Genomic DNA, 12115 nt, shown 5'->3' with positions numbered 1-12115 from the left:
TCAGAACTTCAGCCCCATGGCGCGCACCATGGCGCTGTCCTCGGCGTAGAATTCCCGGGCGTAGCGGGCATATTCCGCGCCATCCGCATACATCAGCGGCATGTTGTAGCGCTCCAGCACCGCCAGATGCGCCGGGTCCTGCAGCGCATCCCGGAAGGCATCGTGCAGCACCGCGGCCACCGCCGGGTCCAGCCCGCGCGGCGCGGCCAAGCCGTAGGGGGAGCTGTTGACGATGTCGATTCCGGCCTCCCGCAGGGTGGGCGCCATGGCGAAGCGCGGCGGGCGTGCCTCGCCCCAGGTGGCGAGCAGCCGCAGCCGCCCGTCCAGCACCAGCTCGCCCCAGGCGCTGCTTTCGGCCGCCATGTCGATCTGCCCGGCCAGCAGGGCCTGGAGGCTCTCGGCACTGCCGCGGAAGGGCACATGCACCAGGCGCAGCCCGCCGGCCATCTGGGCGATGCGCTCCATGGTCACATCCAGCGTGGCGACGCCTGGGCTGCCATAGGTCAGGCTGCCGGGGTTGGCGCGGGCATGGTCCAGCATCTGCGCGAGCGTCTGGAAGGGGCTGTCGGCCCGCACGACGATGCCGAAGGTATAGCCCACAAGGCGGATCACCCAGGTGAAGTCCACCATGGGGTCGTAGCTGGGCCGGGCCATCATCACGGGGATGCGGAAGATGGAATTCGGCATGACGGACAGGGTGTAGCCATCCGCCCGCGTGTTCTGCGCCAGAGCGGTGGCGCCCATGCTGCCGCCGGCGCCGGGGCGGTTCTCGATCACCACCGGCTGGCCGAGTCGCCGCGCGGCGCCTTCCGCCAATACGCGCATCTGCACATCGGTGGTGCCGCCCGGCGGGAAGGGCACGATGATGCGGATGGGCCGATCCGGGAACCTTGCCTGCGCCAGCGCCGCCCCGGACAGGCAGGCAGCCGCAATGCCCAGCGCGCTGCGCCGGCCGATCGCCGTCTTCGGCATGATGTTTCCTCCCCGCGTGTCAGGCGGCCTCCGGCAGCCCTCCCGCGGCGACGACCACCCGCAGATGGTGGTCCAGATCGCCGAACAGGCCGGCCAGCATCGTCAGCCGCTTGAAATAGTGCCCTGCCTTGTATTCCTCCGTCACGGCGATTCCGCCATGCAGCTGGATGGCGTCCTTGCCGAGCTGGTCGGCATTCTTCGCGACCAGCGCCTTGGCGGCCGAGAGTGCCACGCGGCGGGCGGCGGGGTCGGATTCCTGCACCATCATCGCGGCATACATGGCCATGCTGCGGGCCTGTTCGCTGGCCACCAGCATATCCGCCGCGCGGTGCTGCAGCGCCTGGAAATTGCCGATGGGCTGGCCGAACTGGGTGCGCTGCTTCAGGTAGTCCACGGTGAGGTCGCGCAGCACCTCCATGGCGCCCAGCGCCTCGGCGCAGATCGCGGCCTGGGCCTCGTCCACCACCTGCTCGATCAGCGGCAGCGCGGTGCCCTCCGTGCCAAGCAGGGCCTCGGCCGGGACGGTCACATTCTCCAGCACCACCTCCGCCGCGCGCAGCCCGTCCTGCGTCGCATAGCCGCGGCGGATGATGCCCGGCGTGGCGGGGTCGAGCAGGAACAGGCTGATACCGTCTCGGTCGCGCCGCGCACCACCAGTGCGGGCGGAGACAATGAGGCGGTCCGCGCTGTCGCCATGCAGCACCACGCCCTTGGCGCCGTTCAGCACCCAGCCCTCGGCCTTGCGCGTCGCGGTGGTGGCAATGTCGAACAGGTCGTGCCGCGCCTGCCGTTCCTGATGTGCGAAGGCGAGGGTCAGGCTGCCCTCCGCGATCGCCGGAATCAGCTCGGCGCGTTGTGCGTCGCTGCCGGCGCGCTTCAGCAGCCCGCCGCCGAGCACCACGGTGGCGAGATAGGGTTCCACGACCAGGCCGCGGCCGAACTGCTCGCAGACCAGCATGGTCTCCACGGGCCCGCCGCCGAAGCCGCCGTCCTCTTCCGAGAAGGGCAGCCCGAGCAGCCCCATCTCGGCGAACTTCTGCCAGTTCGCATCGGCATAACCCTTCGCTTCGGCGCGATAGGTCTTGCGCTGCTCAAAATCGTCATAGGCATCCGCGACCAGGCGGCGGATGCTGTCGGAGAGCATGCGCTGCTCGTCGGTCAGGTCGAAATCCATGTGCCGTCAGAGCCCCAGGAAAGCTTTGGCGATGATGTTGCGCTGGATCTCGTTCGACCCGCCGTAGATCGAGACCTTGCGGTAGTTGAAGAAGAGCGGCGCCGCCGCATCCGCCCAGTCCGGGCCGACGCTCGGCAGGTTCAGCCCCTCCTCCTCGCGATCCGGCCGCGGCATGGCATAGGGGCCGGCGACATCGACCAGCAATTGCGTGGAGGCCTGCTGGATCTCGCTGCCCTTGATCTTGAGGATGGAGGAGGAGGGATCGGGCTTGTCGCTCGCCTTGCCACGCTGCGCGGCCACCACACGCATCTGCGTGATCTCCAGCGCCTTCAGCTCGATCTCGGACCAGGCGAGGCGACGGCGGAAATCGGGGTCGTCCCAGACCATCCCCTCGCCCGCCGGCGTCTCCTGCGCCAGCCGCTTCACGCGCGCCAGGCGTTCCTTGGTCATGCCGATGCGGGCGATGCCGATGCGCTCGTTGGACAGCAGGAACTTCGCGTAGTCCCAGCCCTTGTTCAGCTCGCCGACCAGGTTCTCGGCGGGCACGCGCACCTCGTCGAAGAAGACCTCGTTCACCTCATGCCCACCATCGATGGTGATGATCGGGCGCAGCGTGATGCCGGGCGTCTTCATGTCGATCAGGATGAAGGAGATTCCCGCTTGCTTCTTCACGGTCGAATCCGTGCGCACAAGGCAGAAGATCCAGTCCGCGTACTGGCCAAGCGTGGTCCAGGTCTTCTGGCCATTGACGACGAATTCCTCGCCCTCCCGCCGCGCCGTGGTCTTCAGCGAGGCGAGGTCGGAGCCCGCGCCAGGTTCCGAGAATCCCTGCGCCCACCAGATATCGAGATTGGCGGTAGCGGGCAGAAAACGCTGCTTCTGCGCCTCGGACCCGAAGGTGGCGATGACGGGGCCGACCATGTTGACGTTGAAGCCGAGTGGCTGCGGCACGGCGGCGGCCTGCAGTTCCTCGACATAGATGTAGCGCTGCACCGGCGACCAGTCCTGCCCGCCCCACTGCACGGGCCAGTTCGGCGTGGCCAGGCCCTTGGCATGCAGGATGCGCTGGCTGGTGACATAATCCTCCCGCGCCAGGGCGCGGCCCTCGCTCACCTTGCGGCGGATCGCCAGCGGGATCTCGCTCCGAAAGAATTTGCGCAAATCATCGCGGAAGGCGATTTCCTCGGGTGTGTAGCGCAGGTCCATGGTCCGATTCCTATCCCCGTGCCGCTTCTTCGTCGCGCAGCGCGCTCGCCAGCAACTTGCCCGCCGCGCTGCGCGGCAGCGTTTCGCGAATCTCCAGTGCCGCGGGCATCTCGTGCTTGCCGACGCGGTCCGCCAGAAATGCGCGCAGATCCTCCAGCGTGAAGGGCTCGGCACCCGCCTTCAGCGCACAAAAAGCCTTGGCCGCCTGGCCACGATAGGCGTCTGGCACGCCGATCACCACGCATTCCGCGACCGCCGGGTGCTCGTAGATGGCCTGCTCGATGGCCGCGGGATAGACGTTGAACCCGCCCGAGAGAATCATGTTCTTGCGGCGATCGACCAGGGTGAAATGGCCGGCCGCATCCATCCAGCCGGTATCGCCGGTCAGGAACCAGCCCTCGGCGAAGGCGGTGGCATTCTCCTCCGGCCGGTTCCAGTAGCCGGAAAAGACGTTCGGACCGCGGATGGCGATCTCGCCGATCTCGCCCACCGGCATTTCCCGCCTCGGATCCTCCAGGGCCACGATCCGCATCTCGATGCCCGGCAGCGGCAGGCCGATGATGCCGGCGCGGCGTGGGCCATCGGGCGGAATGCGCGTGCCGGCGGGGCAGGTTTCCGTCATGCCCCAGCCGCCGCCGATGCGCAGCTTCAGCAGACGCTCGACGCGCTGCTGCACCTCCTGCGGCATGGGCGCGCCGCCGGAACTGCACTGGCGCAGGCTCGACAGGTCCCGCTGCTCGAGACCCGGCACGCCCGCAATGCCGATCCACATGGTCGGCACGCCGGAGAAGGTGGTGATGCGCAGCCGCTCCACCTCCTCCACCCACTGCGCCGCATCGAAGCGCACCCGCAGATGGCACAGCGCGCCCTGCGCCAATTGCCGCAGCAGGACGGCGGTCAGCGCGAAGATATGGAACAGCGGCAGCAGCACCAGGACGCGCGCCGTGCCCTCCGGCAGGTCCGTGCGGTCGCGCCAGCTTTTGTAGATCGCGACGGCGGCGGTCAGGTTGCCGTGGCTCAGCATCGCGCCCTTCGGCGTGCCGGTGGTGCCGCCGGTGTATTGCAGCAGCGCCAGGTCATCAGGCGAGACGGCAGGCCACTGCGCAAGCGGCTCGGCTTCGGGAACGGGGGAAAAGTCGCAGGCGGCATCCTCCCCGCCCCAGCGCGCCTCCGGCGCCAGCAGCACGTCCCGCACCGCGCCTTCCGCGCGCAGCCATTCGGCATTGGCCACCAGCGCGGGGAAGCCGGTGGTGATCAGCAGCTTCGCGCCGGAATCGCGCGCCTTGTGCGCCAGCTCCCGCTTCGCATCGAGCGCCGAGAAATGCACCACCCGCGCGCCAAGGCGCAGCGCCGCGAAGAAGCACAGCGGATGCCAGGGCGTATTGGGCAGATACAGCGCGACGCAATCGCCGGGCCGGATCCCGCGCGCCCAGAGCCCCGCCGCGATACGGTCCGACAGCGCGCGCAGCCCGGCATAGCTCAGCACATGGCCGCGATATTCCAGCGCCGGCTTGTCGCCGAAACGCGCGGCCACGTCATCCAGGAAGGCGGGCAGCGTGCCGCGCGGGATGGGCGTGTCCCAGCGGCATTCCGGCGGGTAGGACGCCTCCCACGGGTGCATGTCAGTCGGCCTTGAGGCTCGCGAAACCCTGGCCTTCGTCGGCGAGACGCCCGAGCAGCGCGGCGGGCCGCAGCGTCTCGTCGCCCGTGGCCTCGGCGAAGGCCGCGAGCCGCGCCACCACCTGCTTCAGGCCGAGGCTGTCCGCGTAATGCATCGGGCCGCCGCGCCAGGCGGGCCAGTTGTAGCCGTGCAGCCAGACCACATCGATGTCGCCGGGCCGGGCGGCGATGCCTTCCTCCAGGATGCGCGCGCCCTCGTTCACCATCGGCAGCACCAGGCGATCCAGGATTTCCGCCTGCGAAATCTCCCGCTGCGCCACGCCTTCCGCTGCCGCGACGCGGCGGATCAGCGCGGTGACCTCCGGATCCACCACGCCCGTGCGACTGCCTTCCGGGTAAAGGTAGTATCCCTTGCGGGTCTTCTGGCCGAGGCGCTCCGCCTCCACCAGCGCATCCGCCACCGGCGCGCGCTTGCCCGTCGCGCGGCGGATGCGCCAGCCGATGTCGAGGCCGGCGAGATCGGCCATGGCAAAGGGCCCCATGCGGAAGCCGAAATCGGTCAGCGCCTTATCCACCTGCTCCGGTGTCGCGCCTTCCAGCAGCAGCCGCTCCGCCTGCTGCGTGCGGCGTGCCAGCATGCGGTTGCCGACGAAGCCGTAGCAGACGCCCACCACCACCGGCACCTTTGCCAATTTGCGGCCGATCTCGGTCGCCGTGGCCAGCGCTTCCGGCGAAGTCTGCTTCGCCCGCACCACCTCCAGCAGCTTCATCACATTGGCGGGCGAGAAGAAGTGCATCCCCAGCACGTCCTGCGGCCGCGTCGTGGCGGAAGCCATCTCGTCGATATCGAGATAGGAGGTGTTGCTCGCCAGGATCGTCCCCGGCTTCGTCACCCGGTCTAGATGCGCGAAGACCTGTTTCTTCAGGCCCATCTCCTCGAAGACGGCTTCCACCACCAGGTCGGCATCCGCCGTGGCATCGAGCCCCACCGCGCCCTCGATCAGCGCCAGCCGCGCATCGCGCGTCTCGGCGGCCAGGCTGCCGCGCTTCACGCTGCTGTCATAGGTGCCGCGGATGCGTTCCATGCCGCGCGCCAAGGCCGCGTCATCCGTCTCGATCACCCGCACCGGGATGCCGGCGTTCGCAAAACACATGGCGATGCCGGCGCCCATGGTGCCGCTGCCGAGCACCGCCGCGCGCGAAACCGGCCGCGGCTGCGTGCCCTTGGGCAGGCCGGCAATGCGGGCGGCTTCACGTTCGGCGAAGAAGACATGCCGCAGTGCCTTGCTGCGCGGGTCGTCCAGCAGGCGCAGGAAGGCGGCGCGTTCGAAGGCCACCGCCTCCTTGAACGGCCTGTCGAAGGCGGCGCGGACGCAGGCGATGCAATCGGCGATCTGCGGCTCCGTCGCGGCGCGCTTGGCCAGCGTGGCGGCCTCCTTCTCGAAGGCCTCGCGATCGCCCAGCCCCGCATCCCGCGCCGAGACCGGCTGCGGCTTCGGCCGCTTCACGAAATCGCGTGCCGCCTGCAGCAGGTCGCCCAGCACCACGGTATCGGCCAGCCCCGCCGCCACCGCCGCATCGGCCTCCAGCGGATCGCCCGAAACCATCAGCTTCAGCGCGGCCGCCGCGCCCATCAGCCGCGGTGCCCGCTGCGTGCCGCCGGAGCCCGGCAGCAGGCCCAGCTTCACCTCCGGCAGGCCGAGCTTCGCCTTGGGCCCCAGCACGCGCCAAGAGCACGCCATGGCCACTTCCAGCCCGCCGCCCAGCGCCGCGGCCTGGATCGCCGCCACCACGGGCTTGGCCGCGCCATCCAGCGCCGCCACCAGTTCCGCCAGGGTGGGCGAGGCCGGCGGCTTGCCGAATTCGGAAATATCGGCGCCGGCGATGAAGGTGCGGCCCTCGGCCGCGATCACCAGGCCGGTGACGGAAGGATCCGCCTCCGCCCGCCGCACGGCCTCGAAGAGCCCGGCGCGCAGGGCGGCGGACAGCGCATTGACCGGGGGGTTCGACAGCGTCGCCACCGCGATGCCGTCCAGCACCTCATACCGCACCGGTTCCACCATGCGCCCTCTCCCCGATCCTTGTCCCATCCTGTCCGCCATCCCCGCGCCATGGTCAAGGCGAAGGGCAGCCGGCAGGATGGCCGCCGAAAGGGAGACGACCATGCCACTTCCCCCGCTGCTGCAGGGCCGCCTGCGCCTGCCCGTGATCGGCGCGCCGCTGTTCATCGTCTCGACGCCCGAACTGGTGCTGGCGCAATGCCGCGCCGGCATTGTGGGCAGCATCCCCTCCCTCAATGCCCGGCCGGCGGAAGCGCTGGACCCCATGCTGGCCCGCATCACCGCCGGGCTGACGGCGCAGGACGCGCCCTTCGCGGTGAACCTGATCGTGCATGCCTCCAACGACCGGGTGGAACATGATCTTGGCGTCTGTGAGCGGCATCGCGTGCCGATCATCATCACCTCGCTGCGCCCGCCCCAGGCGGTGGTGGACCGGGTGCATGGCTGGGGCGGGCTGGTCTTCCATGACGTGACGAACCTGCGCCACGCGCAGAAGGCGATCGAGGCCGGTGTCGATGGGCTGATCCTGGTCGCCGCCGGCGCGGGCGGCCATGCCGGCACGCTCTCGCCCTTCGCGCTGGTGGCGGAGGTGCGCCGCATTTATGGCGGCACGCTGATCCTGTCCGGGTCCATCACCCATGGCGCACAGATCCTGGCCGCGCAGGCGATGGGCGCGGACCTGGCCTATATGGGCACGCGCTTCATCGCCTCGGCCGAGGCCCAGGCCGCGGAGGGCTACAAGCGGATGATCGTGGAAGGCCAGGCGGCCGATATCCTCTACACGCCCTTCTTCACCGGCATCCCCGGCAACTACCTGAAGCCCAGCATCACGGCCGCCGGGCTGGACCCGGAGGCGCTGCCGGCGGTGGACAAGACCAGCGCCAATTTCGGCAGTGGCCGTGTGAAACCCTGGAAGGATGTCTGGGGCGCCGGCCAGGGCCTCGGCAGCATCACCGACGCCCCGCCGGCGGCCGAGATCGTGGCGCGGCTGCGCGCCGAATATGACGCGGCGCGGTCGGCATTGACCCTCGGCGCGGACGGCGCCTAGCCTCCGCCCGCCGCCGTCAGAGCGGCAGGAGGAAACAATCCATGCAACGCCGTTCGCTGTTCCAGGCGGGCGCGGGACTTGCCGCGACCGCATTCTCGGGGGCGGCCCCCGCCCTCGCGCAGCCGGCGCGCGCCGGCACGCTGCGCTTCGTGCCGCAGGCCAATCTCACCGCGCTGGACCCGATCTGGACCAGCGCCATCGTCACCCAGATGCATGGCTACCACGTCTACGACACGCTCTATGCGCTGGACGGCCGGCTGCGCCCGCAGCCGCAGATGGCGGAGGGGCATGAGGTCTCGGCCGATGGCCGCATCTGGCGCATCCGGCTGCGGGAGGGTCTGAAGTTCCACGACGGGTCCCCGGTGCGCGCCGTGGATTGCGCCGCCTCGCTCGCCCGCTGGGCCAAGCGCGACCCCTTCGGCCAGATCCTGGTGACCTCCGTCGATGAATGGCGCGCGGCGGATGACCGCACGCTGGAAATCCGCCTGAAGCGCCCCTTCCCGCTGCTGCTGGAGGCTCTGGCCAAGCCGGATGCCAATGTGCCCTTCATCATGCCGGAGCGCCTGGCCACGACGGATGCCAATACCCAGGTCAGCGAGGTGATGGGCAGCGGCCCCTTCCGCTTCGTGGCGAACGAATTCGTCTCCGGCAGCCGCGTGGTCTATGCGAAGAACGAGGCCTATGTGCCGCGCCCGGAACCGGCCAGCGGCGCCGCCGGCGGCAAGGTCGCGCATTTCGCCCGCGTCGAATGGCACATCCTGCCGGACCCGGCGACGGCGGCCGCGGCCTTGCAGGCGGGCGAGGTCGACTGGCTGGACCAGCCGCTCTCCGACCTGATCCCCACGCTGACGCGCAGTCGCGACATCGAGGTGGGCGTGCTGGCCGAGGCCGGCATCATGTCCATCATGCGCCTCAACCACCTGCAGGCGCCCTTCAACAATGTGAAGGTGCGCCAGGCCGTGGCGCTGGCGGTGGAGCAGGAAGACTATATGCGCGCCACGCTCGGCAATGACCGCAGCATCTGGCGCACCTGCCACAGCCTGTTTCCCTGCGGCACGCCGCTCGGCGTCGAGAACCTGTCCGAATTCAACGCGCCGCCGCGCAGCCTGGACCGCGCGCGCGCGGCCCTGCAGGCCAGCGGCTACAATGGCGAGAAGGTCGTCATCATCAACCCGACCGACTTCCCGCTGATCGGCCCGCACGGGTTGATCACGGCGGACCGGCTGCGGCGCATCGGCATGAATGTGGAACTCGCCGAGACCGACTGGGGCACGGTGGTGCAGCGCCGCGTGCGGAAGGAGCCGGTGGAGCGCGGCGGGTGGAGCATCTTCCACACCTATGGCTCCTCGCTCGGCTACCTGAACCCGGCGGTCTCGTCCCTGGTGAAGGGGCCGGGCGAGAATGGCTGGTTCGGCTGGTACGACAGCCCGCGCGCCCAGGCGCTGGTGCAGGACTGGCTGGACGCGCCGGATGCGGAGCGGCAGCAGGCGCTGGCGAATGAGCTGAACAAGCTGGCGCAGGACGATGTGGCGACCATCCCGCTCGGCCAGTTCACCATCCGCAGCGCCTGGCGCAAGCGGATCACGGGGCATCTGAAGGGCAGCATGCCGTACCCGTGGGGTGTGCGGCCGGTGTGAGCCGATAGCCCTCCCCCGCACTTGCGGGGGGTTGCGGCACTGCCGCAACGGGTGGGGGTTCTTCAGGGCGAACCGCTTGCCATGAAACCCCCACCCCGACCCTCCCCCGCAAGTGCGGGAGAGGGAGAACGGTCACCCCGCCAGCTTCGCCTTCACCACCTCATTCACCAGGGCCGGATTTCCCTTGCCCTGCATCGCCTTCATCGTCTGGCCGACGAAGAAGCCGAACAGCTTCTCCTTGCCGCTGCGATACTCCGCGACCTTGTCGGCATTGGCCGCCATCACCTGCGCCACCACCGCCTCGATCGCGCCGGTATCCGTCACCTGCTTGAGCCCGCGCTCCTCGACGATCTCGCCCGGCGCCTTGCCGGTCTCGAGCATCGCCTCGAAGACCTGCTTGGCCAGGCTGCCGGACAGGGTCTTGTCGCTGATCAGGTCCAGAAGCGCGCCGAGATTCTCGGCGGTGACCGGCGGGTCCGCCACGTCGCGCTTCAGGCGGTTCAATGCTGCAAAGAAATCGCCCGTCACCCAATTGGCCGCGAGCTTGGCGTCGCGGCCCTTGGCGACGGTTTCGAAGAAGGTCGCTGTCTCCTTCTCCAGCGTCAGCACATGGGCGTCATAGGCGGTGAGGCCCATGGCCGTGTAGCGCGCGCGCCGCGCATCCGGCAGTTCCGGCAGCGCCGCCTTCAGCGCCTCCACCCAATCGGATTCCAGCACCAGCGGGGGCAGGTCGGGCTCCGGGAAGTAGCGGTAGTCATGCGCATCCTCCTTGGACCGCATGGAGCGCGTGATTCCCCGAGTTGTGTCGAACAGGCGGGTTTCCTGGAAGACTTCCTCGCCCGCTTCCCAGACCTCGATCTGCCGGCGCGCCTCGGCCTCCACCGCCTGCATGACGAAGCGGATGGAGTTCACGTTCTTCACCTCGCAGCGCGTCCGGAACCTCTCCCCCGCCTTGCGGACGGAGACGTTGACGTCGGCCCGCATCGAGCCCTCGTCCATGTTCCCGTCGCAGGTGCCGAGGTAGCGCAGGATCTGCCGGATTTTTGTCAGGTAGGCGCCGGCTTCCTCGGGGCTCCGCATGTCGGGCTCGGAGACGATCTCCATCAGCGCGACGCCGGAGCGGTTCAGGTCGATGAAACTCTTGGTCGCATGCTGGTCATGCAGCGACTTGCCGGCATCCTGTTCCAGATGCAGGCGGGTGATGCCGATGGTCTTCGTCGTGCCATCGCCCAGGGTGATCTCCACCGCACCCTGCCCGATGATCGGGTGGGCGAACTGGCTGATCTGATAGCCCTGCGGCAGGTCGGCGTAGAAATAGTTCTTCCGGTCGAAGCGCGACCACAGGTTCACCTGCGCATTCAACCCAAGCCCCGTGCGCACGGCCTGGGCCACGCATTCCTGGTTGATGACGGGCAGCATGCCGGGGAAGCCGGCATCGATGAAGGACACCTGGCTGTTCGGCTCCGCCCCGAAGGCCGTGGCCGCGCCGGAAAACAGCTTGGCCTGGCTGATGACCTGGGCATGGATTTCCAGGCCGATGACGAGTTCCCAGGGGCCGGTGCGGCCTTCGATCGTGTAGGTCACAGTCGCATTCCGTTCATCGTCTCGACCCGGTGTTTCATGAGGCCTGAGCGCTTGGCAAGGCCGTAGCCGGAAGGCTGATCCAAATCCAGACTCCGAACATGGTCGGCATCACGATATGCGCCCGATCGGCCGTCCGCCGGATCAGCCGCCCCTGCAGCGGACCCTGGACATGGACGGTGCGGACCGGCTGGTTCGGCAGGCGCAGCTGGACCAGGGAGACACCCGGCACGGTGGAGGTCACCTGCGGCAGCTTGGTGTAGTCGATCTCCTCCGGATCCAGCAGCACGCTGCGCAGCTGCTGCATCAGCTCCGGCACCATCGCGCGGATGGCCTGGCGCAGCTGCGCATAATCCTCCGCCCGCCAGGCGGCGATCGCCTCCTCCTCCGTCGCCGCCTGGATGGGGGCCGAAAGGGCGAGGAAGTAGCGGATGCGGGAGGGCAGCATCCGCCCCTCCACGATGCGCCGGGCGTGGATCACCTCCGCCTGCACGACGACGGAGCGCGCATCCTGCGCCAGCATGGCGCCCAGCTCGAAGATGAAGGTGCCTTCGCCTTGCGGCGCCAGCTGCTCCGTCGCGTCCAGGGTGCCGATGCGGACGATGCGGGTGCGCGGGCCGGCGGCCACCACGGCGGCCAGCTGCTCCCGCATCTGTGCGTCCAGCTCCAGCCCGACCTCGCCGCTCGGGCCGAGCAGCTCCTTCAGCGTCTCGCTGCGGCTGCGGCGGGCCTGGGCGTTGGACTGTTCGATGCCGTGGATGACGGCGGCCGTCGCCACCGCGGCGACCAGGCCGACCAGGCCGAAGCCCGCCACCGC

9 protein-coding genes are annotated in these 12115 nt (G+C 69.3%); 2 read left to right on the top strand and 7 right to left on the bottom strand.

The annotated features are described in order from the left end of the window. From ACTIF1_RS21850 to ACTIF1_RS21830, 5 genes are read right to left on the bottom strand one after another with little or no spacing between them, the layout of a single operon-like run. Positions 1-972 (bottom strand): tripartite tricarboxylate transporter substrate binding protein, encoded by a 972-nt coding sequence (locus ACTIF1_RS21850; RefSeq protein WP_439598567.1) that lies wholly within the window; start codon positions 970-972, stop codon positions 1-3. Between the two features lie 19 nt (positions 973-991). After that, on the bottom strand, positions 992-2146 hold the full coding sequence (locus ACTIF1_RS21845; protein ID WP_439598566.1) for an acyl-CoA dehydrogenase family protein: 1155 nt from the start codon (positions 2144-2146) through the stop codon (positions 992-994). Positions 2147-2152: 6 nt separating this feature from the next. Then, positions 2153-3352, bottom strand: a complete 1200-nt coding sequence (locus tag ACTIF1_RS21840; RefSeq protein ID WP_439598565.1) for an acyl-CoA dehydrogenase family protein — start codon at positions 3350-3352, stop codon at positions 2153-2155. A 10-nt stretch (positions 3353-3362) separates the two neighbouring features. Beyond that, complete coding sequence (locus tag ACTIF1_RS21835; protein WP_439598564.1) at positions 3363-4973, bottom strand: AMP-binding protein; 1611 nt, start codon at positions 4971-4973, stop codon at positions 3363-3365. A gap of 1 nt (position 4974) precedes the next feature. Continuing rightward, positions 4975-7035: a 3-hydroxyacyl-CoA dehydrogenase NAD-binding domain-containing protein gene (locus ACTIF1_RS21830; RefSeq protein ID WP_439598563.1), complete on the bottom strand. Its 2061-nt coding sequence runs from the start codon at positions 7033-7035 to the stop codon at positions 4975-4977. Between the two features lie 100 nt (positions 7036-7135). On the opposite strand from ACTIF1_RS21830, the gene ACTIF1_RS21825 reads away from it, so the two are divergent. Next, positions 7136-8080: an NAD(P)H-dependent flavin oxidoreductase gene (locus ACTIF1_RS21825; RefSeq protein WP_439598562.1), complete on the top strand. Its 945-nt coding sequence runs from the start codon at positions 7136-7138 to the stop codon at positions 8078-8080. 41 nt (positions 8081-8121) lie between these two features. Beyond that, positions 8122-9717 (top strand): ABC transporter substrate-binding protein, encoded by a 1596-nt coding sequence (locus ACTIF1_RS21820; RefSeq protein WP_439598561.1) that lies wholly within the window; start codon positions 8122-8124, stop codon positions 9715-9717. A gap of 132 nt (positions 9718-9849) precedes the next feature. On the opposite strand, the gene gatB is transcribed toward ACTIF1_RS21820, so the two are convergent. Together gatB and ACTIF1_RS21810 are read right to left on the bottom strand one after the other, a co-directional pair. Then, positions 9850-11301: an Asp-tRNA(Asn)/Glu-tRNA(Gln) amidotransferase subunit GatB gene (gatB, locus tag ACTIF1_RS21815; RefSeq protein ID WP_439598560.1), complete on the bottom strand. Its 1452-nt coding sequence runs from the start codon at positions 11299-11301 to the stop codon at positions 9850-9852. A gap of 34 nt (positions 11302-11335) precedes the next feature. Beyond that, entirely contained in the window at positions 11336-12112 is a 777-nt protein-coding gene (locus ACTIF1_RS21810) for a hypothetical protein (RefSeq protein WP_439598559.1), read from the bottom strand. Positions 12113-12115: the final 3 nt, after the last annotated feature.

The sequence above is a fragment of the Falsiroseomonas sp. genome (assembly GCF_051860665.1).
Lineage (GTDB): Bacteria > Pseudomonadota > Alphaproteobacteria > Acetobacterales > Acetobacteraceae > Falsiroseomonas.
This window is presented reverse-complemented; position numbering and strand designations above follow the sequence as displayed.

What these genes read in the sequence shown, in the direction of transcription:
- ACTIF1_RS21835 (WP_439598564.1), bottom strand. Translation starts at nt 4,973, where the DNA reads ATGCACCCGTGGGAGGCGTCCTACCCGCCGGAATGCCGCTGGGACACG.
- ACTIF1_RS21845 (WP_439598566.1), bottom strand. Translation starts at nt 2,146, where the DNA reads ATGGATTTCGACCTGACCGACGAGCAGCGCATGCTCTCCGACAGCATC.
- ACTIF1_RS21840 (WP_439598565.1), bottom strand. Translation starts at nt 3,352, where the DNA reads ATGGACCTGCGCTACACACCCGAGGAAATCGCCTTCCGCGATGATTTG.
- ACTIF1_RS21830 (WP_439598563.1), bottom strand. Translation starts at nt 7,035, where the DNA reads ATGGTGGAACCGGTGCGGTATGAGGTGCTGGACGGCATCGCGGTGGCG.
- ACTIF1_RS21820 (WP_439598561.1), top strand. Translation starts at nt 8,122, where the DNA reads ATGCAACGCCGTTCGCTGTTCCAGGCGGGCGCGGGACTTGCCGCGACC.
- ACTIF1_RS21825 (WP_439598562.1), top strand. Translation starts at nt 7,136, where the DNA reads ATGCCACTTCCCCCGCTGCTGCAGGGCCGCCTGCGCCTGCCCGTGATC.
- ACTIF1_RS21850 (WP_439598567.1), bottom strand. Translation starts at nt 972, where the DNA reads ATGCCGAAGACGGCGATCGGCCGGCGCAGCGCGCTGGGCATTGCGGCT.